At 63.6% G+C, this 23975-nt stretch carries 22 protein-coding genes; 12 read left to right on the plus strand and 10 right to left on the minus strand.

All coding sequences use genetic code 11. The annotated features are described in order from the left end of the window. Positions 1 to 11 precede the first annotated feature (11 nt). The 3 genes from IEV38_RS03845 to IEV38_RS03855 form a co-directional block, all read right to left on the minus strand. Positions 12 to 1544: an NAD(P)H-hydrate dehydratase gene (locus IEV38_RS03845; protein WP_229728621.1), complete on the minus strand. Its 1533-nt coding sequence runs from the start codon at positions 1542 to 1544 to the stop codon at positions 12 to 14. A gap of 80 nt (positions 1545 to 1624) precedes the next feature. Then, positions 1625 to 2887: a D-amino acid dehydrogenase gene (locus IEV38_RS03850; RefSeq protein WP_188394869.1), complete on the minus strand. Its 1263-nt coding sequence runs from the start codon at positions 2885 to 2887 to the stop codon at positions 1625 to 1627. 171 nt (positions 2888 to 3058) lie between these two features. Further along, positions 3059 to 3208, minus strand: coding sequence for a lmo0937 family membrane protein (locus tag IEV38_RS03855; RefSeq protein ID WP_188394870.1), 150 nt, complete (start codon positions 3206 to 3208; stop codon positions 3059 to 3061). A 288-nt stretch (positions 3209 to 3496) separates the two neighbouring features. On the opposite strand from IEV38_RS03855, the gene IEV38_RS03860 reads away from it, so the two are divergent. The 4 genes from IEV38_RS03860 (at position 3497) to IEV38_RS03875 (ending at position 10130) form a co-directional block, all read left to right on the plus strand. Next, positions 3497 to 4675 (plus strand): AI-2E family transporter, encoded by a 1179-nt coding sequence (locus IEV38_RS03860; RefSeq protein WP_229728628.1) that lies wholly within the window; start codon positions 3497 to 3499, stop codon positions 4673 to 4675. A 71-nt stretch (positions 4676 to 4746) separates the two neighbouring features. Beyond that, the gene (locus IEV38_RS03865) at positions 4747 to 5151 is read left to right on the plus strand and encodes a DoxX family protein (protein WP_188394871.1); all 405 of its coding nucleotides are present in this window, start codon (positions 4747 to 4749) and stop codon (positions 5149 to 5151) included. Between the two features lie 178 nt (positions 5152 to 5329). Further along, the gene (gene purL, locus IEV38_RS03870) at positions 5330 to 9340 is read left to right on the plus strand and encodes a phosphoribosylformylglycinamidine synthase (RefSeq protein WP_188394872.1); all 4011 of its coding nucleotides are present in this window, start codon (positions 5330 to 5332) and stop codon (positions 9338 to 9340) included. A 112-nt stretch (positions 9341 to 9452) separates the two neighbouring features. Further along, complete coding sequence (locus IEV38_RS03875) at positions 9453 to 10130, plus strand: DJ-1/PfpI family protein (protein ID WP_188394873.1); 678 nt, start codon at positions 9453 to 9455, stop codon at positions 10128 to 10130. A 75-nt stretch (positions 10131 to 10205) separates the two neighbouring features. Here IEV38_RS03875 and IEV38_RS03880 read toward each other — a convergent pair whose 3' ends face one another. From IEV38_RS03880 to IEV38_RS03900, 5 genes are all read right to left on the minus strand, one after another. Next, complete coding sequence (locus IEV38_RS03880; RefSeq protein ID WP_188394874.1) at positions 10206 to 10982, minus strand: peptidylprolyl isomerase; 777 nt, start codon at positions 10980 to 10982, stop codon at positions 10206 to 10208. Positions 10983 to 11053: 71 nt separating this feature from the next. Beyond that, on the minus strand, positions 11054 to 11323 hold the full coding sequence (locus IEV38_RS03885; protein WP_188394875.1) for a BolA family protein: 270 nt from the start codon (positions 11321 to 11323) through the stop codon (positions 11054 to 11056). A 31-nt stretch (positions 11324 to 11354) separates the two neighbouring features. After that, positions 11355 to 11975: a septation protein A gene (locus IEV38_RS03890; protein ID WP_188394876.1), complete on the minus strand. Its 621-nt coding sequence runs from the start codon at positions 11973 to 11975 to the stop codon at positions 11355 to 11357. Between the two features lie 15 nt (positions 11976 to 11990). After that, positions 11991 to 12398, minus strand: coding sequence for a peptide-methionine (R)-S-oxide reductase MsrB (gene msrB, locus IEV38_RS03895; protein WP_188394877.1), 408 nt, complete (start codon positions 12396 to 12398; stop codon positions 11991 to 11993). Then, a complete protein-coding gene (locus tag IEV38_RS03900; protein ID WP_229728635.1) occupies positions 12395 to 13876 on the minus strand; it encodes a protein adenylyltransferase SelO in 1482 nt (493 codons plus the stop codon). The genes msrB and IEV38_RS03900 overlap by 4 nt, the downstream gene beginning before the upstream one ends. Before the next feature lie 180 nt (positions 13877 to 14056). Between IEV38_RS03900 and IEV38_RS03905 the strand changes: the two genes are divergently transcribed. The 5 genes from IEV38_RS03905 to IEV38_RS03925 all read left to right on the plus strand — a co-directional run bounded on the left by IEV38_RS03905 (position 14057) and on the right by IEV38_RS03925 (position 19056). Next, positions 14057 to 15316: a branched-chain amino acid ABC transporter substrate-binding protein gene (locus IEV38_RS03905; RefSeq protein ID WP_188394878.1), complete on the plus strand. Its 1260-nt coding sequence runs from the start codon at positions 14057 to 14059 to the stop codon at positions 15314 to 15316. A gap of 88 nt (positions 15317 to 15404) precedes the next feature. Then, positions 15405 to 16346 carry a branched-chain amino acid ABC transporter permease gene (locus IEV38_RS03910; protein ID WP_188394879.1) on the plus strand — a complete coding sequence of 314 codons (942 nt, stop codon included), beginning with the start codon at positions 15405 to 15407 and terminating at the stop codon, positions 16344 to 16346. Positions 16347 to 16373: 27 nt separating this feature from the next. After that, on the plus strand, positions 16374 to 17579 hold the full coding sequence (locus IEV38_RS03915; protein ID WP_188395427.1) for a branched-chain amino acid ABC transporter permease: 1206 nt from the start codon (positions 16374 to 16376) through the stop codon (positions 17577 to 17579). Beyond that, positions 17576 to 18358, plus strand: coding sequence for an ABC transporter ATP-binding protein (locus tag IEV38_RS03920; protein ID WP_371869833.1), 783 nt, complete (start codon positions 17576 to 17578; stop codon positions 18356 to 18358). Before IEV38_RS03915 ends, IEV38_RS03920 begins: the two co-directional genes overlap by 4 nt. Then, positions 18355 to 19056 (plus strand): ABC transporter ATP-binding protein, encoded by a 702-nt coding sequence (locus tag IEV38_RS03925; RefSeq protein WP_188394880.1) that lies wholly within the window; start codon positions 18355 to 18357, stop codon positions 19054 to 19056. The genes IEV38_RS03920 and IEV38_RS03925 overlap by 4 nt, the downstream gene beginning before the upstream one ends. Before the next feature lie 13 nt (positions 19057 to 19069). Here the strand turns inward: IEV38_RS03925 and cls are convergent, their stop codons facing one another. Further along, positions 19070 to 20488, minus strand: a complete 1419-nt coding sequence (gene cls / locus IEV38_RS03930) for a cardiolipin synthase (protein ID WP_188394881.1) — start codon at positions 20486 to 20488, stop codon at positions 19070 to 19072. A 277-nt stretch (positions 20489 to 20765) separates the two neighbouring features. Between cls and IEV38_RS03935 the strand changes: the two genes are divergently transcribed. Beyond that, positions 20766 to 21368, plus strand: coding sequence for a DUF924 family protein (locus IEV38_RS03935; RefSeq protein ID WP_188394882.1), 603 nt, complete (start codon positions 20766 to 20768; stop codon positions 21366 to 21368). Between the two features lie 88 nt (positions 21369 to 21456). Here IEV38_RS03935 and IEV38_RS03940 read toward each other — a convergent pair whose 3' ends face one another. Beyond that, entirely contained in the window at positions 21457 to 22086 is a 630-nt protein-coding gene (locus IEV38_RS03940; RefSeq protein ID WP_188394883.1) for a TetR/AcrR family transcriptional regulator, read from the minus strand. A 273-nt stretch (positions 22087 to 22359) separates the two neighbouring features. Here IEV38_RS03940 and IEV38_RS03945 point away from each other — a divergent pair, with 273 nt between their 5' ends. Further along, positions 22360 to 22542: a hypothetical protein gene (locus IEV38_RS03945; RefSeq protein ID WP_188394884.1), complete on the plus strand. Its 183-nt coding sequence runs from the start codon at positions 22360 to 22362 to the stop codon at positions 22540 to 22542. Between the two features lie 180 nt (positions 22543 to 22722). Then, positions 22723 to 23958, plus strand: a complete 1236-nt coding sequence (locus IEV38_RS03950; protein WP_188394885.1) for an efflux RND transporter periplasmic adaptor subunit — start codon at positions 22723 to 22725, stop codon at positions 23956 to 23958. Positions 23959 to 23975 lie beyond the last annotated feature (17 nt).

Below are 23975 nucleotides of genomic sequence, written 5' to 3' on the forward strand. Positions count from 1 at the left end.
AGACGGGGGCGTCAGCGGGTCCGGCGCTTGCCGGCGTGGCTGGCGATCAACCGATTGAACGTGCTGCGGATTTCAGGAATCAATTCTCCGGCCAGCAGGCCGACGGGACCAATGCCGCGCGCGACCAGTTGATCGGCTGCCGCGCCGTGCATCCAGGTTGCCGCCAGCGCCGCCTCCCATGCAGGCCATCCCTGCGCCAGCAGGGCGCCGCATACGCCTGACAGCACATCGCCCGCGCCTGCGGTCGCCAGCGCCGGATTGCCGTTGGGGTTGATGGCGACGTTGCCTTCCGGTGTGGCGATGACCGATCCCGATCCCTTCAGAATCACCGTGGCATGCAGGCGCGACGCCAGCGTGCGGGCTGCTGTGATGCGATCGTTCTGCACCTCGCGCGTCGTGCTTTTCAGAAGACGGGCGGCTTCGAGCGGGTGCGGCGTCACGATCAGCGCTCGCCGATGGCCGCGCAGTTTCTTCTGCAAGCCGGGCTCTTCGGCAATCAGGTTGAGGGCATCGGCATCGAGAACGGCTGGTGCGTCCGTGGCCAGCGCGCGTACCAGCGCATCGTGTGCCTCGCGCGTCGTGCCCAGGCCGGTGCCGAGGATCAATGTCTTGTCCTGATAATCGATTTCTCGTGCCAGGCGCCACATGATTTCCGGCCGCAGCGGATCGAGCGAGAAATCGTCGGAGATGGCGGCGACGAACACGCGGCCGGCACCCAGCATGGCGGCACAGCGGGCGGCGAGCATCGCTGCACCCGTCATGCCGCGTGCGCCGCCGAGCACGGCGACATCGCCATAGCTTCCCTTGTGCGTATTGTGGCGACGGGGCTGCAGATGCTCGGCAAAGGCACGCACATCGTTGAGCGTCATGTGTGCGGTTTGCCCGGCAGCGGCGATGCCGAGTTCCGCGACGGATACCTCGCCGGCATGGTCGCGGCCGTCGCCGGTATGAAGGCCGGGCTTGTCGGCGATGAAGGTAATGGTATGCGTGGCTTCGATGGCGCAGCCGTCGGGAGCGCCGACGATGACGCCGGTATCGGCATCCAGTCCGCTCGGCACGTCGAGGGCAAGCACCTGCGTGTCGAGGCGGTTGACGGTATGGATCAATGTGGCGACCGGCTCGGCGATCGCGCGCGTCAGACCGATGCCGAACAACCCATCGATGACCAGCGACCAGTCGGTGCCGGTGATCGCGTCGAGGTCATCGATATCGAGATGCGTCATGTCGGCAGAGCGCGCATGTTGCCAGGCTTGTGTGGCGTCTGCCGGCAGACGTGCCGGGTCGCAGGTCAGCAGGAGAGAGACGCGGCATCCGTTCCGGGCAAGCAGCCATGCGGCTTCCAGCGCATCGCCGCCATTGTTGCCGGGGCCGGCGAGTACCAGCACTTCCGGTCGGGCCGGTGCAGCTGCCAGCAGTTCGGTCGCCAGCGCGGCGGCTGCCGCGCCCGCCCGTTGCATCAGGGTAAAGGCGGGCAGGGCGTCGAGTGCGGTTCGTTCCATCCTGCGGATGGTGCCGACGGAATGCAGGGCAGGAATGAGTGGCATGCGGTCGTTGTTCTGAGAGGTGCGGCGGAGACCGTGCAGGAACGTCCGGCACGGCGGCACATGCTCGATTCTAGCCGACTCTATGCGGCGGCTGCGGTTCGCTGATAGCGCAGCGGCGTGAGACCGTCCAGATCGATGTCGGCAGCACGCGACGACATCAGGTCGGCCAGCAGTTTGCCGGATCCGGCAGCCATGGCCCAGCCGGCATGGCCGTGACCGATATTGAGATAGACATTTTCCAGGCCGCTCGGCCCCAGCAGCGGCACGCCGTCGGGCAGCGCCAGGCTGCTGCCGCTCCAGAACGTGGCGGCATTGTAGTTGCTGGCATCGGGGAACCAGTCGTAGGCAACCTTGAGCAGCGCCTGGATCGCATCCTCGCGCGGGGTGTCCTGGCGCGAGCCGAGTTCGGCGGTGCCGGCAATGCGCAGCCGGTTGTCGAGACGCGTGATCGATATCCGGTGGTGTTCATCGAACAGCGCATTGACGGGTGTCGATTCGAAGTTGCGGATGCGCGCCGTCATGGCATGATGGCGAACCGCAATGGTCGGCAGCGCAAGCCGCAGCGATCGCAACAGGCTGCCGCTGTCGGCGCCGGTCGCCAGCACGACCGCATCTGCCGAGTAGTGCACGCCGTCAACCTCCAGCATGACGCCGCGATGCGATCGATGGATATCCTGCACGTGGCAGCCGAAATGAAACTGGACGCCGAGCTGCTGGGCAAGCTGGCGCATCTGGCGCGTGAAGAGCGGGCAGTTGCCGGATTCCGCATCGGGCAGATGGAGTGCGCCGGCCATGGCGGTCTGCGCATGCAGGGCAGGTTCCAGTGCATGCGCTTCCTCGGCACCGATGAAGCGATGCGCGATTCCCGCTGCCTGCAGGAAGTCGCGCGCGGCCTGCAGGCGCTGCAGGTCTTTCTCGGTGCGGAATATCTGCAGCAGTCCGGTGCCTTGCTCGTAGTCGAGCTGATGATGTTCGCGCAACTGCTGCATGACGGACTGGCTGTAGGCGGCGACGCGATGCATGCGCTCGCGATTGAGACGGTAGCGTTCCACATCGCATTCGCGTCCCCATTGACCCAGCCATTTCCAGATCTCGGTATTCCATTTGCGCTGCACGAAGAACGGCCCATCCGGTTTGCGCAGCAATTGCAGCATGGAGGTGGGCATGCCGGGACCGGCCCATGGCGCGACGGCATCGGCCGCCATCAGCCCGGCATCGCCGAAACTGGCTTCCTCGGCGACATGGTTGCGGCGTTCCATGACAACGACTTCGTGACCAGCCTCGGCCAGAAAATAGGCCGTGCATACGCCAATCACTCCCGCACCGACAACCGCAACTTGCATGTACCGTCACCTTTCGCCAAATCGAGGCGCCATGTTACCAAGGCAGGAGCGGGAAAACATGGCCGTGCGGAAATTTTCATGCGTCGGCCGGTGGCTGCCGTATTCGAAGAGCGGCGCCGGATATGAAAAAGCCGCTTCCGGGGAAGCGGCTCAAGGGGAAGTGTCTGGTCCCTACATCGGCTTGCGGCCGGTGATGATGCGCAGCAGAACCAGCACGATGGCGATCACCAGCAGGATATGGATGAAGCCGCCGATGGTATAGGAGCTTACCAGGCCAAGCAGCCAGAGGATAAGCAGGACGACAGCAATGGTATAGAGCATGGCAGTTCCTTTCTTTATGATGTGACGAGCTGCCCGGGGCAACCTTGCTGCAGGCGCCTGCAGCGGCATTCGGCGCTGGCCGAACAACGATGCATGCGTCTGGTTGACACCTTTGCAGCGACACGGGGCTTCGGTTGCGAGGCCCCTCTTCGACTGTGAGGCCAGTCTATCGGGACGTTCCTGGCGGCATCTGTACGTTAGCGTACATTGATAGAGTGACAATCGGGTGCATGATCGATCCCGCAACATGGCTTGTCATCAGCAGGTTTCACTCATATCAAAAAAAGCATGTCGAACGATCATAGAGACCCGGCACCGCCCTCGACCGCCATGACCGCCTTGTCCGGGACGACAGAAGGGGAGCGCGCGAATTCGCCCCTGATGGATTTTCCGGTCGATGCGCGAGGTCTGTCGCTGAAAATCCTGGCGGTTCTGGCGGTGGTGTTCGCATTGTCTGCCGGGCACAGCTTCTTCATCCCGCTGGTATTCGGCATTTTCTTCGCCTACATGCTCAATCCTCTGGTGCGATGGCTGGAGCGCATTCATATCCCGCGTGCGGTGGCAACCAGTCTCGTACTGGGCAGCCTGGTGGTGGGCTCGCTGACGGGTGCCTACAATCTGCGCGACGAATTCAATACCATCCTCAAGGATCTGCCGGTCGCCACCAAGAAAATGTCGCGCGCCCTGCAGTCCCTGAACGATGGTGAACCCGGCACTTTTCAGCAGATGCAGGCGGCTGCGGCGGAAATTGAAAAGGCCACCAACCAGGCGGCCGGCGTGCGTGTGACGCCCAAGAGGGCGATGACCGACCAGTCGGTCGTCAATCTCACGCAATGGCTGTGGGCAGGCTCGATGGGGGCGGTGGCCTTCGCCGGGCAGACCATGATGGTGATCTTCCTGGTGTTCTTTTTTCTGCTATCCGGCGATACCTTCAAGCGCAAGCTCGTGAAAATCAGCGGCCGTTCGCTGTCAACGCGCAAGATCACGGTGCACATCCTCGATGCGATCAACATGTCGATCCAGCATTACATGCTGATCCTGCTGGTGACCAATGTCCTGTTCGGACTCATGATGTGGATCGGGCTGAAGATCATCGGCGTCGAGAATGCCGGTGCGCTGGCGGTGGCTTCGGCCTTCATCCACATCATTCCGTATTTCGGCACGGTGCTGATCATCGGCCTGCTCGGCATGACGGCCTTCATGCAGTTCCAGACCATCGCTTCCGTGGTGGCAGTGGCGGCGGCCACCGTGATCGTGGCAACCATCGTCGGTACCTTCGTCACGACCTGGATGACAGGGCGGATCGCCAAGATGAACGCCGCCGCCGTGTTCGTCTCGCTATTGTTCTGGACCTGGCTGTGGGGCGTGTGGGGCATGTTGCTGAGCATCCCCATCATCTTCATCGTCAAGGTGATTTCCGATCATGTGGAAGAACTGCACGGGGTGTCGGAACTGCTCGGCGAATAGCATCTTGTCATCGTCTGTCAGAGGCGTATCATGCTGCCGCATGCCGCAAGGCGATTTAAACGGAGCAAGACATGGGCAATACCGACGATCTGGGAAAACTGCTGCTGCGCCTCGCACTGGGCGTGCTGATTCTGCTGCACGGCATCGCCAAGGTGCTGTCGGGGCCGGGCTTCGTGCTGAGCGCCGCGGCCGGCGCCGGCCTGCCGTCGGCCATCGGCTATCTGGTCTATGTCGGCGAGGTGCTGGCACCGGTATTGCTGCTCCTGGGCGTCTGGTCGCGCCTGGCGGCCGTCATCGTGGCCGGCAACATGCTGTTCGCAATCTACCTGGTGCACATGAAGCAGCTGTGGTCGCTGAACTCGACCGGCGGCTGGTCGCTCGAGCTGCAGGGCATGTTCCTGGCGACCGCGGTGGCAATCGCGCTGCTTGGCGCCGGACGCTTCAGCATCGGCGGTCGCGGCGGCCGCTGGAACTGACGGTTCCCCCCGTCCTGCCGCCGTTTCGGGCGGCGGGCGGAATTGCTCTCTCGCCGGTGCCGCACGGCCTGTTTTGTTCGATGGCAGGCGCCCCGGCGGGGTATAATCCTGCATTCTGATTCAACACGCGGGAGAGGGCGAAAACGCCGCTTTCTTCCGCTTCAACCATCATCTCGCCATGCTCATTCTGCCAGGTTCCGACGCCCTGTCTGCCTTCCGTACCCACCGCCTCCTGCAGCAACTTCACCAGATCGATTCCGCGATTGCCGATATCAGCGCCCGCTACCTGCATTTCATCGATGCATCGGCGCCGCTGTCCGCGACCGACGTGCAGCGTCTGGAAGGGCTGCTGACCTACGGCGAACCGTTCGAGGGCGGTGCCGAAGGCGAGGAATTCGTGGTGATCCCGCGCTTCGGCACGATCTCGCCATGGGCCAGCAAGGCAACCGACATCGCGCACAACTGCGGCATGCCGCAGGTGCGCCGCATCGAGCGCGGCATCAGCTACGTGGTCCACATGAAGACGGGACTGCTCGGCGGCGAGAAGAAGCTGCCGCCGGAAGCGGCCGAACAGATCAGGGAACTGCTGCACGACCGCATGACCGAAACCGTGCTGCGCAGCGCGGACGAGGCCGCCGGCCTGTTCGATGAACTCGAAGCCAAGCCGCTGGCGTTCATCGATGTGCTGCAGGGCGGCAGGCAGGCGCTGACGGAGGCGAATGCCGAACTGGGTCTTGCCCTGTCGGACGACGAGATCGACTACCTGTTGAACGCCTTCACGACCGCCAAGCGCAACCCGACCGACGTCGAACTGATGATGTTCGCGCAGGCCAACAGCGAACACTGCCGCCACAAGATCTTCAATGCCGATTGGACCATCGATGGCGAGCAGCAGGACCGCTCGCTGTTCGCGATGATCCGCAACACGCACCAGCTGGCGCCGCGCGGCACGGTGGTTGCCTACAGCGACAACTCGTCCGTGATCGAAGGCGCCAGCGTCAAGCGCTTCTATGCGCGCGGCGCGGCGGCCGGCAATCAGTACGCCGAGTCGGAAGAACTCACGCACATCCTGATGAAGGTCGAGACGCACAACCATCCGACCGCGATCTCGCCATTCCCGGGTGCCTCCACCGGCGCCGGCGGCGAAATACGAGACGAGGGTGCAACCGGCCGCGGTGCCAAGCCGAAGGCCGGTCTGTGCGGTTTCACGGTCTCCAACCTGATGCTGCCGGATGCGATCCAGCAATGGGAAAACCGTCACGACGTGACGCAGCCGCTGGCGGACGGCGAACAGCCGCCAGCCTACGGCAAGCCGGAGCGCATCGCCTCGCCGCTGCAGATCATGATCGACGGTCCGATCGGCGCGGCTTCCTTCAACAACGAATTCGGCCGTCCGAACCTGACCGGCTATTTCCGCGCCTACGAACAGAACGTCGGCGGCACGGTGCAGGGCTATCACAAGCCGATCATGATCGCCGGCGGTCTCGGCAACATCTCGGCGCAGCACACGAAGAAGCACGACCTGCCGGTCGGCAGCCTGCTGATCCAGCTCGGCGGTCCCGGCATGCGCATCGGCATGGGCGGCGGTGCCGCTTCGTCGATGGCGACCGGTGCCAACACGGCCGACCTCGATTTCGACTCCGTGCAGCGCGGCAATCCGGAAATGGAGCGGCGCGCGCAGGAAGTCATTAACGCCTGCTGGGCGATGGGTGAACACAACCCGATCCTGTCGATCCATGACGTCGGCGCCGGTGGTCTGTCCAACGCCTTCCCGGAAATCACCAACGACGCCAAGCGTGGCGCGATCTTCGACCTGCGCAAGGTGCCGCTCGAGGAAAGCGGCCTGTCGCCGCGCGAAATCTGGAGCAACGAATCGCAGGAGCGCTACGTGCTCGCGATCGCGCCGGAAAGCCTGACGCAGTTCCGCTACCTGTGCGAACGCGAGCGCTGCCTGTTTGCGGTGGTCGGCACCGCGACCGAGGAGCGCCAGCTCAAGGTGATCGATCCGGAACACGACAATAACCCGGTCGATATGCCGATGGACGTCCTGCTCGGCAAGCCGCCCAAGATGCACCGCGACGTGCAGCACGTGCAGCAGCAACTGCCGGCGCTGGAACTGACGGGCATCGATCTGCTGGAAGCCTCGATCCGCGTGCTGCGCCTGCCGACCGTGGCCGACAAATCGTTCCTGATCACGATCGGCGACCGTACCGTCGGCGGCATGTCGGTGCGCGACCAGATGGTCGGCCCGTGGCAGGTGCCGGTGGCCGACTGCGCGGTGACCGCGATGAGCTTCGAAGGGTATCTCGGCGAAGCGATGGCGATGGGCGAACGCACGCCGCTCGCCGTCATCGACGCCGCCGCTTCCGGCCGCATGGCGGTCGGCGAGGCGATCACCAATATCGCCGCGGCACCGATTGCCGACATGTCCGACATCAAGCTGTCGGCCAACTGGATGGCCGCCTGCGGCCAGCCGGGACAGGATGCTGCGCTGTTCGACACCGTCAAGGCGGTCGGCATGGAACTGTGCCCGGCGCTCGGCATCAGCATCCCGGTCGGCAAGGATTCGCTGTCCATGCGCACCACGTGGCAGGATGGCGACGAAGACAAGGCGGTGGTGTCGCCGGTGTCGCTGATCGTCTCGGCCTTTGCGCCAGTGACCGACGTGCGCCGTTCGCTGACGCCGCAGCTGCGCACCGACCTTGGCGATACCGTGCTGATCGCGATCGACCTCGGTCGCGGCAGGAGCCGCCTCGGCGCATCCGCCTTCGCGCAGGTCATGCAGCAGATCGGCAACGACGCGCCGGACGTCGATAACCCGCAGGATCTCAAGAACTTCTTTGTCGCGATCCAGCGCCTGAATCAGGAAGGCCGGCTGCTCGCCTATCACGACCGTTCGGACGGCGGCCTGTTCGTCACGCTGTGCGAGATGGCCTTCGCGGGTCACGCCGGCCTGTCGGTCAACCTCGACATCCTGACGCTGGCAGGCGGCCATGCCGACGACGAGGGCGATGCCAAGAACTGGACCACGCAGGTTGCCGAACGCCGTAACGAAATGACGCTGCGCGCGCTGTTCAACGAGGAACTTGGCGCCGTGATCCAGGTGCGCGAGAGCGAGAAGTCGGACGTCATGAACGTGCTGCGCGAGTACGACCTCGGCGCCTGCAGCCACATCATCGGCAAGCTGATCCCGGAGAACACGATCGAATTCACGCGCGACGGCAAGGTCATCTACAGCCAGGCGCGCATCGACCTCCACCGTTTCTGGAGCGAGACCAGCTGGCGCATCGCGCGCCTGCGCGACAATCCCGATTGCGCCGACGAGGAATACAAGCGTCTGCTGGACAAGCTCGATCCGGGCATGAAGCCGCTGGTACCGTTCAACCTGCAGGAAGACATCGCCGCGCCGTTCATCGCCAGCGGCAAGCGTCCCAAGGTCGCGATCCTGCGCGAGCAGGGCGTCAACTCGCAGGTCGAGACCGCCTACGTGATGCACAAGTCGGGCTTCGATGCGGTTGACGTCCACATGAGCGACCTGATCGCAGGCCGTGCCGACCTGGCCGACTTCAAGGGCGCGATCGCGGTCGGCGGCTTCTCCTACGGCGACGTGCTGGGTGCGGGCGAGGGCTGGGCCAAGACCATCCTCTTCAACGCGCAGCTGGCCGAGCAGTTCGCGACCTTCTTCAGCCGCGCCGATACCTTTGCGCTCGGCATCTGCAACGGTTGCCAGATGATGAGCAACCTCAAGTCCATCATCCCGGGCGCCGAAGCCTGGCCCAAGTTCACGCGCAACAAGGCCGAGCAGTTCCAGGCACGCTTCTCGATGGTCGAGGTGGCGTCGTCGCCATCGATCTTCTTCGACGGCATGGCCGGCACCCAGGCGCCGATCGCGATCGCGCACGGCGAAGGCTTTGCCGATTTCTCGCAGACCGGCGACATTGAAAAGGCCATCGTCGCGATGCGCTTCATCGACAACAAGGGCAACGAGACCGAACTCTATCCGTACAACCCGAACGGCTCGCCGCAGGGCATCACTTCGGTCACCACGCCGGACGGCCGCTTCACGGTGCTGATGCCGCATGCCGAGCGCGTGTTCCGTACCGTGCAGCAGTCGTGGCATCCGGACGAGTGGGGCGAGTATTCGCCGTGGATGCGCATGTTCCGCAATGCGCGCAAGTGGGTCGGCTGATCCCGCAGGAGAAAGAAAAAAGAGAGGCGCATGCCTCTCTTTTTTTATGTCCTGCTATGCTCGGATATTCCTTCACCATGCGACCGCCCGAGCGGTTGCTCAGGATTCCGTCATGCGCGTCAATTTCCTTCTGTTCCCGGCCCTGACACAGCTCGATCTGACCGGGCCGTTCGAGGTACTGGCCCGGGTTCCCGGTTTCGAGATCGACCTGGTGTCGGCCTCGATGGAACCGGTGCGGTCGGACCGCGGACTCGTCCTCATGCCGACCGCCACGCTTGCATCGGCGTTGCCCTGCGATGTGCTGGTGGTGCCGGGCGGTCCGGGTACCGACGATATTCTGAACGACCGGCCTTGGGTTGATTTCGTTGCGCGCCAGGGTGCGCAGGCGAAGTTCGTGCTCGGCATCTGCACCGGATCGCTGTTGCTGGGTGCTGCCGGACTTCTGCGCGGCAGGCGTGCGGCCTGTCATTGGCAGGCGATCGAATTTCTGGCGTCGTTCGGCGCGATCCCGGATGCCTCACGCATCTGCGTTGACGGGAACATCTTCACTTCGGGTGGTGTGACTTCCGGCATCGACATGTCACTCAAGGCGGTGGCGCTGATACGCGACGAAGACACGGCGCGCCAGATTCAGCTGCAGATCGAGTACGATCCCGCTCCGCCATTTGCCGGCGGATCACCGAATACCTCGCCCGCGCATATCGTCGAGCGTTGTCTGGATGCGAACAGTGCGCGTCGCGAGGTTCGCGCTGCTGCGGTGGCGCGCGCAGCGCAAGCACTGGAAAGATGAGCCAGACAGATCGTGTTTTAAATATGAAAAAAGCCGCTGAAATTCAGCGGCTTTTTCGTTGGTGCGATCAGGCTCTTACTTGATGACTGCCTTGGAGCGCAGTTCCTGCTGGTAGGCCTGCAGTTTGCGCTGTTGCAGCGATTCGGCGACCTGCGGCTTGACTTCTTCCAGCGTCGGGATCTTTGCCGCGCGTACGTCGTCAAGACGGATCACGTGGTAGCCGAACTGGGTTTGTACCGGGGTTTCGAGCAACTGGCCTTTCTTCAGCGAGACCATCGCGTCGGAGAACGGCTTCACGAAGGCAGACGGGGCCGCCCAGTCGAGATCGCCGCCGTTGGCAGCCGAACCTGGATCCTTGGATTGCTTGGCCAGGTCTTCGAACTTGGCGCCGCCCTTGAGCTTGGCGATGATGGATTTGGCTTCATCCTCGGTTTCCACCAGGATGTGGCGCGCATGGTATTCCTTGTCGCTGGCCTGGGCGCGGAACTTGTCGTACTCGGCCTTGATATCGGCATCCTTGACCGGATTCTTCTTCAGGTAGTCGGCGACCAGTGCGCGGATCAGGATCGACTGGCGTGCGATTTCCATCTGCGCCTTGACGTCGGCATTGTTGGCGAGGCCGAGCTTGTCGGCTTCCTGGATCAGGATTTCACGATTGATCAGTTCTTCCTTGACCATGGCGCGCAGTTCGGGCGTGTCCTGCTGGCCTTGCGCGGCCATCTGCTTGATCATGGCGTCGGCGCGGGAAGAGGGGACGTTCTTGCCGTTCACCACGGCGAGGTTCTGCGCCATGACGGGCACGGAGGCGGATACGAGCAAAGCGACCAGCAAATGAGCGGGTTTCAGGATCATAAGGTTTCCTAGAGGATTTTTAGAGTCGTTATGGATGGCAATTTCGGGCGTGAGCCCGGGAACGGCGCATGTCAGACTTCGGATGGCGCCAGTGCCGTAATGGCCAATGCATGGATGTCTTTTTTCATCATGTCATCCAGGCAATCATACACCAGCCGATGCCGGTTAACGCGACTCTGATTTTCAAATTTCGCTGCAACAATGGTCAGGCGAAAATGCCCGCCACCCGAGGCAGCGCCTGCATGTCCGGCGTGTAAGGCCGACTCGTCCTCCAGTTGACACACCTGGGGAGAGAAAGTTTCGAGAAGGCGGCTGCGGATGCGTTCGATGCGGTCGGTCATGGGTTCCTTTTATACGTTCTTCCGTGCAGTTTTACTGCGGTTCTTTCATGTGCTTGGACAGCACCAGGCTCTGCACCACGATGAACAGGAACATCAGGCCCATGCCGCCGAACATCTTGAAGTTGACCCAGGCCGCGGTCGAGAAGCTGTAGGCGACGAACAGGTTGAGCAGGCCCATCGTGATGAAGAAGGCGACCCACGACAGGTTGACACGGCGCCACAGGCCTTCCGGCAGCGACATCTGCTTTTCGAGCATGGCGCGCACCAGGTTGCGGTTGAAGAACATCTGGCTGAACAGCAGCACTGCGGCGAAGCACCAGTAGAGCACGGTCGGCTTCCACTTGATGAAGGTCTCGTTGTGGAAATAGATGGTGGCGCCGCCGAACACGGCGATGATCGCCAGCGAGATCCACAGCATGTTATCGACCTTCCTGCCGCGCACCAGCAGGTAACCGATCTGCGCGAAGGTGGCGAGGATGGCGATCGCGGTCGCCAGCAGGATCGGCGCCTGCGCGGCGGTCACCGTGCCGTCGGAGACGAGCGCCGACAGGTACTGCTGGCCGATCGCCTGCGCGGTCTCGGCATTGCCTTCGCCCCACTTGAAGACGCCGAAGAAGAGGATGACGGGGAACAGGTCGAACAGGAACTTCATGGAAGGCTCGCGTGGTCAGGTCAGATCGGTCAGCGGGGAAAAGCGCAGCGCCCCGGAATTGATGCAGTAACGCAGGCCGGTCGGCGGCGGGCCGTCGTTGAAGACGTGGCCGAGGTGCGCGTCGCAGACGTTGCAGATGACTTCGGTGCGCACCATGCCGTAGCTGCGGTCGAGCTTTTCCTTCACCAGCTTCGGATCGAGCGCCTTGAAGTAGCTCGGCCAGCCGCAGCCGGATTCGAACTTGGCGTCGGATGCGAACAGCGGCGTGTCGCAGCAGACGCAGGTGTAGATGCCGGCTTCGTGGTGATCCCAGTAGCGGCCCGAGAACGGCGCTTCGGTGGCGGCGTGGCGCGTGATTTCGAATTCCTCGTCGCCGAGCAGTTCGCGCCATTCGGCTTCGGTCTTGATTACTTTGTCGGTCATGATGAGCAACTCACTTCCAGGTCGTTGGCCCAGTCGGGCGGCAGGGCGGCGTAATGGTCGTTTTCCGGCTGTTCGTCGAACGGTCTTTCGAGCACGGCGAGCAGCCGCGCGACTTCCGAAAAATCCTTGTGCTGCGCCTTTTCGATCGCATTCTGCGCCAGATAGTTGCGCAGCACGTACTTGGGATTGACGGCGTTCATCGCCGCTTTCCGCTGCGCATCGTCGCTGTCTTCCGCTTGCAGGCGTGCCGCGTATTGTAGCGCCCAATCGTCGAAGGCGGCGCGGTCGAGGAACAGGTCGCGCACGCCATCTGCCTGCTGCGGACGCGCGGTTTCGAGCTCGGCCAGACGGCGGAAGAACAGCGTGAAATCGGCGCGGCCATCCTGCATCAGGCCGAACAGCGCATCGAACAGTTCGGGGTCCTCGTTCTGCGCCGTGCGCAGGCCGAGCTTGGCGCGCATCAGGTCCATGAAGTGTTCGGCAAAGGCCGGACGATAAATGCGCAGGGCCGCCTGCACGCCTTCCACCGAACCGATCAGCGGCAGCATCGCCTGGCCCAGCGCATGGCAGTTCCAGTCGCCGATCTGCGGCTGGCGCGCATACGAATAGCGGCCCTGCTGGTCGGTGTGGTTGCAGATGTGGTGCGGGTCGAAGGCTTCCATGAAGCCGAACGGGCCGTAGTCGAGCGTCAGGCCGAGGATCGACATGTTGTCGGTGTTCATCACGCCGTGCATGAAGCCGACCGCCTGCCAGTGCGCGATCAGTTGCGCGGTGCGCAGCGTGGCCTCGGTCAGCAACGCCCGGTAGGGATTGTCGGCGGTGCGGAAGTCCGGATAGAAGGTGTCGATCACGTAGTCGGCCAGCGTCTTCAGTTCGTCGTGCTGCTTGTTGTAGTACCAGTGCTCGAAGAAGCCGAAGCGCACGAAGCTGGGTGCCATGCGCGTGACGACGGCGGCGGTTTCCGGCCGCTCGCGCAGCACCATCTGGTCCGAGCCGGTGATGCAGAGTGCGCGCGTGGTCGGGATGCCGAGCGCGGCCATCGCTTCCGAACACAGGAATTCGCGGATTGACGAGCGCAGCACGGCGCGGCCGTCGCCCATGCGCGAATAGGGCGTGAGTCCGGCGCCTTTCAACTGCAATTCGAGGCGCGCACCGCCATTGGCGGCCGGCACGTCGCCGAGCAGGATGGCGCGGCCGTCGCCGAGCTGGCCGGCCCAGACGCCGAACTGATGGCCCGAATAGACGGCGGCCAGTGGCTCGATCTGCTCGGGCACCTGGTTGCCGGTGAACAGCGCAATCGCGTCGGTATCGCGCAGGAAGTCCGGCTCAAGGCCGATCAGGCGGGCGGCGGCAGGGCTGGATGCCACGGCGTAGGGCGCCGGCAGCGGCGTCGGCATCAGTTTGGTGTAATGCGTGGCGGGCAGTGCGGCAAAGCCGCTGGCAAAGGCGAGCTGCTGGGGCGAGACGGAGGAATTCAATATGCGGCGTCCTTGTCGAGGTCGGTCCGTGAAGAGGCAAAAGGTGCCGGAATGTGGCGCAAGACCTCATTCTGACAGAGAGCAGAAAAGCATGTCGGCCAGAGCGATTTCACATTGGTGAATACCATGAATATGGTATAAACAACATCAGTTGCCATAAAGAACGATCAGAGACGCCTCATGACGATTTCCCTCCCTGTTTTTCCTCGCTCCTGGCGCAATGTCGCTACGGCCCTGCTGCTCTGCGGCGCGGCCGGCAGTGCTGCCGCGGAGACAGTGCGCATCGCCTTCATCGATCCGTTGTCCGGCCCGTTCGCGCCGGTCGGCAACAACGTGCTGCGCAGCTTCCAGATGGTGGCCGAGCTTGCCAACGGTGAGCAATGGGCGCAAGGCCATACCATCGAGGTCAACGGTTTCGACAACAAGGGCAGTCCGCAGGAATCGCTGATCCAGCTCAAGTCCGCCATCGACCAGGGTTACCGATACGTCACGCAGGGCAACGGCTCGGGCGTGTCGCTGGCGTTGATCGATGCGATCAACAAGCACAACGCGCGCAATCCGGGTAAGGAAGTATTGTTCCTCAACCATTCTGCCGGCGATCCGGTGCTGACCAACGGCAAATGCAGCTTCTGGCATTTCCGCTTCGACGCCAACTCGGACATGAAGCTCGAATCGCTGACGAGCTACATGGCGACGCGGCCGGAAATCCGCAAGGTCTATCTGATCGGCCAGAACTATGCATTCGGGCGGGAGGTCGCTCGTTCGGCACGCGCCTATCTGCAGCGCAAGCGGCCTGACATCCAGATCGTTGGCGACGAGCTGCACCCGATCGGGCAGGTCAAGGATTTTTCTCCCTACGTTGCCAAGATCAAGGCTTCGGGCGCCGACACCATCATCACCGGCAACTGGGGTACCGACCTCGCGCTGCTGGTCAAGGCTGCGCGCGATGCCGATCTGAAGGCGAACTTCTACACGCTGTATGCCGCGACTACCGGCGTGCCGACCGCGATGGGCGCAGCCGGCCTCGACCGCGTGCGCTACATCGCCTACTGGAATCCCAACAACGAAACCTACGCCGGCAAGGAACTGATCGCGCAGTTCAAGAAGCGCTACGACGACGATTACTATGCGATGGTCTCCTACACCATGCTCGCGATGCTGGGCAAGGCGATCACGGCGACCAACTCCACCGAACCGCTGCGCGTGGCCTATGCGCTGGAAGGCATGAAGGTTAAGAGCCTGAACGGCGAGGTCGAGATGCGCGCAACCGATCACCAGGCGCAGCAGCCGCTGTACATCGGCAACTGGGTGCGCAGGAACGATACCGACGTGCGCTTCGATTCGGAAAATACCGGCTTCGGCTGGCGCACCGAGCGTAAAATCGACGCCTATGTGGCTGCGCAGCCGACCTCCTGCCAGATGAAGCGGCCATCGCGTTGAACGGCCGCCGTCGCTGCGCCATACGCTCGTCGATGAGTGGCGTCGGCGGCCGCAGGCATTTCGTGGATGCATGGCCCGGGACCGCTCCGTGGAATTCTTTCTGATCTCTTTGTTGAACGGCGTCAGCTACGGGCTGCTGCTGTTCATGCTGTCATCGGGCCTGACGCTGATCTTCAGCATGATGGGCGTGCTGAACTTCGCGCATGCGAGCTTCTACATGCTCGGTGCCTATTTCGCCTATGCGCTGAGCCAGTTCGCCGGTTTCTGGGTCGCGCTGCTGCTGGCGCCGCTGACGGTCGGCGCGCTCGGCATGCTGGTCGAGCGCTACGGCCTGCGCCGCGTGCATCGCCACGGCAAGATTCCCGAACTGCTGTTCACCTTCGGCCTGGCTTACGTGATCGTCGAACTGGTGCAGCTCGTATGGGGCCGCATGGCGGTGCCGTATGCGATTCCGGGTGCCCTGCAGGGTTCGCTGTTCACGCTCTACACCACCACCTTTCCCGTCTATCGCGCCTTCATGATGCTGGTGGCGGTCGTCATGCTGCTGAGCCTGTGGCTGCTGTTGACGCGCACGCGCATCGGCCTCGTGATCCAGGCCGCGCTCACGCATCCGCAGGCGGTCGAGGCGCTCGGCCACGACGTACCGCGCGTGTTCATGTGGGTGTTCGGCGGCGGCTGTGCGCTGGCGGGGCTGGCCGGTGTCATCGGCGGCAATGCCTTCGTCACCGAACCGGGCATGGCGCATGCGCTGGGCAGCATCATCTTCGTGGTGGTCGTGGTCGGCGGCATGGGATCGTTGACCGGCGCACTGGCGGCCTCGCTGCTGATCGGCGTGCTGCAGACCTTCGCGGTTTCGCTCGACGTGTCGCTGGCGGATCTGCTGCACGCGCTTGGCGCATTGGCGGGTGGCACGGCGCATCCCTTGTTGACGATCACCATCTCGCAGGTGGCACCGGTGCTGCCGTATCTGCTGCTGGTCGGCATGCTGATCCTGCGCCCGCGCGGGCTGCTCGGCAGGCGGGAGGGCTAGGTGGCGCATCGTTCCTGGAAGCCGTGGATGACGTGGGGCGCGTATGCCGCCGTGCTGATTGCGGCACCGCTGGTGTTCAACGGCGGTGCCTCGGTCTCGCTGCTGTGCCAGATGGCGACCTTCATCGTGCTCACGCTGTCGTGCAACATGCTGCTGGGGCAGGGCGGCATGCTGTCGTTCGGCCATGCCGTCTATTCGGGACTGGGAGCGTTCTGCAGCGTGCATGCGCTGAACATGGCGGCCGACGGCTGGCCGCTGCCGGTTTCCCTGATACCGCTGGTCGGCGGCGTTGCCGGCATGCTGTTCGGTGTGCTGTTCGGTTACGTCACCACGCGCAAGGCCGGCACCACCTTCGCGATGATCACGCTCGGCATTGCCGAACTGGTGTTCGCCTGCTCGCTGATGTTTCCGGGATTCTTCGGCGGCGAGGGCGGCGTCATGAGCGATCGCGTGATCGGACAGCCGGTGTTCGGCATCACCTTCGGTCCGCAGATCGAGGTCTATTACCTGATCGCGTTCTGGCTGTTCGTCTGCACGGTGGCGATGTACGCCTTCACGCGCACGCCGCTGGGCCTGATCCTCAACGCCGTGCGCGACAATCCCGAGCGTGCCGAATTCATCGGCTACGACGCGCGTCGCGTGCGCTACCTGGCGCTGATCCTGTCGGCCTTCTTCGCTGGCGTCGGCGGCGGGCTGACGGCGATCAATTTCGAGATCGTGAGCGCCGAGAACGTCGGCGTGATCCGCTCCGGCACCATCCTGCTGTTCACCTTCATCGGCGGCGCCGGCTTCTTCTTCGGTCCCGCCATCGGTGCCGTGGTCGGCGTGCTGCTGACGGTCAGCCTGTCGGGCCACACGCCGGCGTGGCAACTCTATCTTGGCCTGTTCTTCATTGCGATCGTGATGGCGGCACCCGATGGGTTGGCCGGACTCGGCATGCGCATCCTTGCCGCATGGCGCAGCGGACGGCGCACGCAGATGCTGCCATTGGCGGCCGCCGTGCTGCTGATTGGCGCGTCGCTGCTGGCCGGACTGATCCTGCTGGTCGAGATGCTGTACCACCTGAGCCTGGAACGCCATGGCGCCAGCGAGATGGCCGTGCTCGGCTTCACGATCGATCCGCACCACGTGGTGACCTGGCTGGCGGCGGTCATGCTGCTGCTCAACGGCGTGGTCGGCTGGCGCGTGGTGCTCGGCATGGTGAACGAGCGACGGCGCGAGGTGCAGGCATGAGCATGCAGGCTCCGAATTCCACGCCCGCGCTCGAGCTGCGCAATGTCCGCAAGGATTTCGGCGCGCTGGCCATCCTGCGCGACGTCAGCCTGCAACTGCAGCAGGGCGAGCGGCTGGCGCTGATCGGGCCCAACGGCGCTGGCAAATCGACGCTCTTCAACCTGATTTCCGGCCGGCTGGCGCCACAGGGCGGCGAGATCTTCCTGCTCGGGCACGACATCGCCGGCCGCAAGCCGTATGAAATCAATCGCCTGGGTCTTGCGCGCAGCTTCCAGATCACGCATCTGTTCCCGCGCCTGAGCGTGCTGGACAACCTGCGTTGCGCCGTGATGTGGTCGCATGGCGGCCGCTACGCGTTCTGGCAGCGCCTGAGCCGGATGACGGCGGTGCGCACCCGTGCCGAGGAAGTCATGCTGCAGATCGGTCTCGAGGCGCGGCGCGATGTGGCGGCGGGCGAACTGAGCTATGCCGAGCAGCGCGCGCTGGAGATCGGCGTGACGGTGGCCGGCGGCGCCGAAGTGATCCTGCTCGACGAACCCACGGCCGGCATGAGCCGCGCCGAATCGGAGGCCGCCATCGCCCTGATCCGGCACGCCACGCAAGGACGCGCACTGCTGATGGTCGAGCACGACATGAGCGTGGTGTTCGGCCTGGCCGACCGTATCGCGGTACTGGCGCAGGGTGAACTGATCGCCTGCGACACGCCCGAGCGCATACGCGCCGACCAGCGCGTGCAACAGGCCTATCTCGGCGACCTGGCAAGCGAGGAGAGGCAATGAGCGCGCTGCTCGAGATCGAGGACTTGCAGGCTTGGTACGGCAAGAGCCATGTGTTGCGCGGCGTCGGCCTGCGCATCGAACGCGGCGAGATCGTCGGCCTGCTGGGCCGCAACGGCTCCGGACGTTCGACGCTGGTGAAGGCGGTGATGGGGCAGGTGCAGGCGAGCGGTTCGGTTCTGTTCAGGGGCGAGCAATTGCTGGGACTGCCGACCAGCCGCATCGCGCGCGCCGGCATCGGCTACGTGGCGGAAAACCGCGACATCTTCCCGACGCTGACAGTGGCGCAGAACCTGACGCTCGGGGTGCAGCGTAGCCGGCCCGGCAGGTGGTCGCTGGCCGACGCGCTGCGGCTGTTTCCGCAACTGGAGGCACGCATGCAGGTCGCGGCCGGCGTGCTGTCGGGCGGCGAGCAGCAGATGCTGGCGCTGGCGCGCGCCATGATGGGTAATCCCGAGCTGATGCTGATCGACGAGCCGACCGAAGGATTGGCGCCGCAACTGGTGGCGGCGATTGCCGTCTTCCTCGAGGAACTGGCCTCGCGCGGCACGGCGGTGCTGCTGATCGAGCAGAAGCTGGCGATCGCGCTGGCGGTTTCGCAGCGCATCTATCTGCTGGGCCACGGCCGCGTGGTGCATCACGGCGCGCCGGACAGCCTGCGTACGCAGCCCGAACTGAGCCGCGATTGGCTGGCGGTTTGAACCGCCCGCGTACTCAGAGCCAGTAGCCGAAGCGCCGCGCCAGCCATTCGCGCATGCGGTCGCCCGTCGGGCGCTTCTCCCATTCTTCCGGCGTGATCTCGATCGAATTGCGCAAGTCTTCCTGGAAGGCGCTTTCCATGATGGCGCCAAACTCCAGGTCCAGTGCGATCAGGTTGACCTCGGTGTTGTGCAGGAAGCTGCGCATGTCGAGGTTGGTGGAGCCCACCGTGGACCAGTAGCCGTCGATGACGGCGGTCTTGGCATGCAGCACCGACGCCTGCAGTTCGAAGATGCGCACGCCCGATGCCAGCAGTTCGCTGTAGAACGAGCGGCCTGCATGCATGACCAGGCTGGCGTCCGACATGCCGGGGAAGATCAGCTTCACATCGACGCCGCGCCGCGCGGCACCGGTCAGCGCATCGATCAGTTGCGCATCGGGCACGAAATAGGAGTTGGTGATGTGAATGGTCTTCCTGGCTTCCTGCATTGCCAGCACATAGGCTTTGTAGACTTCGTAGTCGCTGCCGGGCTCGCTGGCGATCACGCGCACGATCTTGTTGCCGGCCGCCTTCAGCGGCGGGAAATAGTTGCGGTCGGCGAGGTTGTCGTTGCGCTGGCTGACCCAGGTCTGCATGAACAGCCACTGGAAGGATGCCACGGCCGGGCCTTCGATGCGGATATGCGTGTCGCGCCAGCCCAGATTTTCCTGGTTCTTGGCGCGCGAACGGAACAGCGAGGCGGAAGAATATTCGTTGGTGATGTTGATGCCGCCGGTGAAGGCGACCTTGCCGTCCACCACGAGGATCTTGCGATGGTCGCGGTTGTTGAGCTTCCAGCGGCCGAAGCGCGCGAAGGGATTGATCGGATTGAATTCGACCACGGCCACGCCGGCATCGCGCAGGCGCTGGAAGAATTCGGGCGGCGTGGTCATGGAGCCGACGCTGTCGTAGATCAGGTTGACCTGCACGCCTTGCTTCTGTTTCTCGATCAGCAGGTCGGCGAATTCCTGCCCCAGTCCTTCCTTGCCGAAGATGTAGGTTTCGAGGTTGACGTGATTGGTGGCGGCGCGGATGGCCTCTGTCATGGCCGCGATGGTTTCGGGGCCGTCATTGAGCAGCTTGAGTTCGTTGCCGGCGATCAGCGGGCTGCCGGTCGCGGCTTCTTCCAGCGCCGCCAGTTGCGGCAGGTCGACCTTGTCGCGTCGCAGCCGCTTGGCGAGCAGCGATTCGGCCTTTGTGCCGGAGAGTTTGCCGTCGGCGGTCTTGATGGTAGGGGAGGAGGGGGTGTCGAGCGAGGTGTTCAGATAGCGCACATCGGGCAGCGACGCGCAGGCAGCAAGAACAAGACTGGCAGCGGCGACGGCGAGTCGCGAAAGCAGGGCGCGAGACAGGATGCGGTGCGGCAGAGAGCCTTGATGAAAAACGACATTCATTTTTATTATCCTGAGTGAATCTTGCGTCGTGCCGGAGCACGCAGGGACAAAAATCGCGCAGCGAACAATGCCTCAAATTTCCGGAGCGGGCAAACGACATCGACGATAGGACCTTCGTTTGCGACAAAAGTTGTCCTGCGGATAAAGATCGCGAGACGAATGTGCGCTTTCTCGCATAGGATGCGACTGACGAACCATTCCCGTTCGGCTGCTGTCCATCTGCTGCAGTGGACGATGGAGCGCATCGCCGCGTCGAGACACTCATTGGGAGCATACATTGACCGAAACATCCGAATCGATACTCGCCTTCTGGTTTGGCACCGGCAAGGACGACACCGCCGTCGCCAGGGCGCAGACGAAGCTTTGGTGGGCCAAGGACGAACACACGGATCAGGAAATCCACCGCCGTTTCGAGAGCAGCACCGAGGCTCTGGGGCGTGGCGAGATCGACGACTGGGCCGCAACGCCGCGCGGCTTGCTGGCGATGGTGCTGCTGGCCGACCAGTTCCCGCGCAATATGTACCGCGGCCTGCCGGAATCCTTTGCCTTCGATCCGCTGGCGCTGCGCTGGAGCATGCATGCGCTCGAGCGCGGCATGGACGGCAGCCTGCGACCGATCGAGCGTGTGTTTCTCTATCTGCCTTTCGAGCATTCCGAGTCGCTGGCCGACCAGCAGCGGGCAGTCTTCCTGTTCGAACAATTGCTCAAGGATGTGCCGGAAGAGCAGCGCGACATCTTTGCCGGCTTTGTCGATTTCGCGATACGCCATCGTGACGTGATCGAGCGGTTCGGTCGTTTCCCGCACCGCAATCGCATACTGGGACGCGAATCGACAGCGGAGGAAACCGCTTTCCTCAAGCAGCCGGGCTCGTCGTTCTGAGCCGATGCGCACGTCACGCAGGAGCTCATGCCGCAACAAAAACGCCCGTTCATGACGGGCGTTTTCAATTAGACGGAGCGAACGGTTGCTAACCGTTTTTGCCGGGCCAGGCGCGCATGGCCGCGTTGGCGATCGCCAGCAGGCGGTCGCGGTTGCCGCCGGTGTCGCGCGCCTGCATCGACATGCCCTGCAGCACGGTGCTGTAGAAGCCGGCCAGCACGCAAGGATTGGTGTCGGCCGGCAGTTCGCCGTCGGTCACGGCCTGTTCGAAGCGGTGGCGGATGATGGATTCCACGTCGTCGCGCCGCTCGCTGACCGCATCCTGCACATGCGAGGCGGAGGCCGAGCAGTTGACGGCGGAGGAGGCGACCAGGCACCCCGGCGGATGGCTGGGGCAGGTCATCTCGACGGCGCTGCTTTGCAGCAGGCGCTCGATGGCGTCGCGCGCGGTCGGTGCTTCGTGCAGCAGGCACTGCAGGCTGTCGCAGCGCTCGGACGAGTAGCGCTCGACGGCTTCCAGGTAAAGCTTTTCCTTGTCGCCGAAGGCCGCGTACAGGCTGGGCGGCGTGATGCCCATCGCCGAAGTCAGTTCCTGCAGCGAGGCGGCCTCGTAGCCGTAACGCCAAAAGACCAGCATCGCGCGTTCAAGCGCCGCTTCGCGATCGAAGGAAAGCGGGCGGCCCGACTTCTTGCGTGGTTTTTTGGATACGTCTTCCATTTTCATAGCGATCGTTATTAAAACCCTTGACAGCTTAAAACAAGCTGACTAAAGTCTCAACTATATTTCGTAGTGATCGATACGAAATATAAAAAGTGTAACTGGCGAAACATTCACGGAGCGGCGGCAACCGCTCCGGGCAGAAGGGCAAGGACAGGCGGCAGAGTTTTCCGCACGCATGTCCCGTTCGCCGCATCCACCTGCATTTCATCTCATGGAGGGTGGTTTTCCCGTTCCGCTTCGGGACGGAAAGGCCACCGGGAGCTGCGTCAAATGAAAAAGAGAATATACCAAGTTACGGCACTTGCTGCCGGTTCCATTGCGCTTTCCGCCGCGGTCCACAGCGGACCCTTGCAGGAAACGCTGTGCGACAGCGCCATGGCGGGCGGTGCTGTATGGGCGAGCGCCACCGCTTCGCTCGGCGACCTCGGCCGCATGCTGGCGCCGGATTCCTGAACCGCGCCGATGTGCGCACACTTTCTGGAACACAGCCATGAACCGATGTCGTCGCCCCGCGCCAGACCGGCGCTGATCTAGTCCCCCGAACCGAATTCCCGATGCGATGGATGCGCTTGCGCGTCCCGGGTATCGCTTTGTTTTTTTAGCCGTTTTTGAACAATTTTCGACAGGAAATCCATGAAGAACCCTATTCAATCCCATACTGTGTCGCGACGTTTTTCGCGCAGCGCCATCGCGATTGCGGTCGGCGCACTCCTGATCGTCGGCGCCGCCGGCTATTCGCTGTCCGGCCACGCCGAAAAACCGGATGCCGCCAGCGCCGCGCCGCCGGCCACGCCGGTGACGGTGGCCGGCGTGCTCGAACGCTCGATCATCGAATGGGACGACTTTTCCGGCCGTGTCGAATCGGTCGAGCGCGTCGATATCCGGCCGCGCGTTTCGGGCACCATCGAAGCCGTGCACTTCAAGGACGGGCAACTGGTGAAGAAGGGCGACAAGCTGTTCACCATCGACCAGCGGCCGTACAAGGCGGAACTGGCGCAGGCCGAAGCTACACGGGCCGGTGCCCAGGCGCGCGCCGCGCTGACGCGCACCGAACTCGAGCGCACGCGGCGCCTGATCGAGGACCGCGCAGTGGCGCGGCGTGAACTCGACGAGCGGGAGAACGCCTGGCATGAAGCCGAGGCCAACCTGAAGGCGGCCGAAGCCGCCGTCATCTCGGCACGCCTGAACCTGCAATACACGGAAATCACCGCGCCGGTCAGCGGCCGCGTCTCGCGTGCCGAGATCACGGTCGGCAACCTGGTCGCCACCGGCCCGACCGCGCCGACGCTGACCACCGTGGTGTCGGTGTCGCCGGTCTATGTCAACTTCGAGATCGACGAACCGACCTACATTCGCTACGCCAGCACCGGCGCGGTCGGCAATGCCAACGTGCAGCGCATCCCGGTCGCCATCGGCCTGACCAGTGAGACCGGTTATCCGCGCGAAGGCCACGTGCAATCCTTCGACAACCGGCTCGATACCGGCTCCGGCACGATCCGTGTGCGCGCAGTGTTCGACAATGCCGATGGCACGCTCACTCCAGGCATGTACGCGCGCGTGCGCACCGGCGACGCCAATGCCAAGAACGCCTTGCTGATCGACGACCGCGCGGTCGGCACCGACCAGGACAAGAAATACGTGATGGTGGTCGGCAGCGACAACAAGGCCGTCTATCGTCAGATCACGCTGGGACCGATGGCGGATGGTCTGCGCGTGGTGCGCGGCGGTCTGAAGAAGGATGAGCGCATCGTGGTGAACGGTCTGCAGCGCATACGCCCGAATGATGCCGTGACACCCGAAGTGGTGGCTATGGATGCACGCGTGGCGGGGCTGAACAAGGCGGCCGGGCAGATGGCTTCGGCGCAGTAAGCGCGGCCGTGCTTGCA

It is taken from the genome of Oxalicibacterium flavum (genome assembly GCF_014635065.1).
Lineage (GTDB): Bacteria > Pseudomonadota > Gammaproteobacteria > Burkholderiales > Burkholderiaceae_D > Oxalicibacterium > Oxalicibacterium flavum.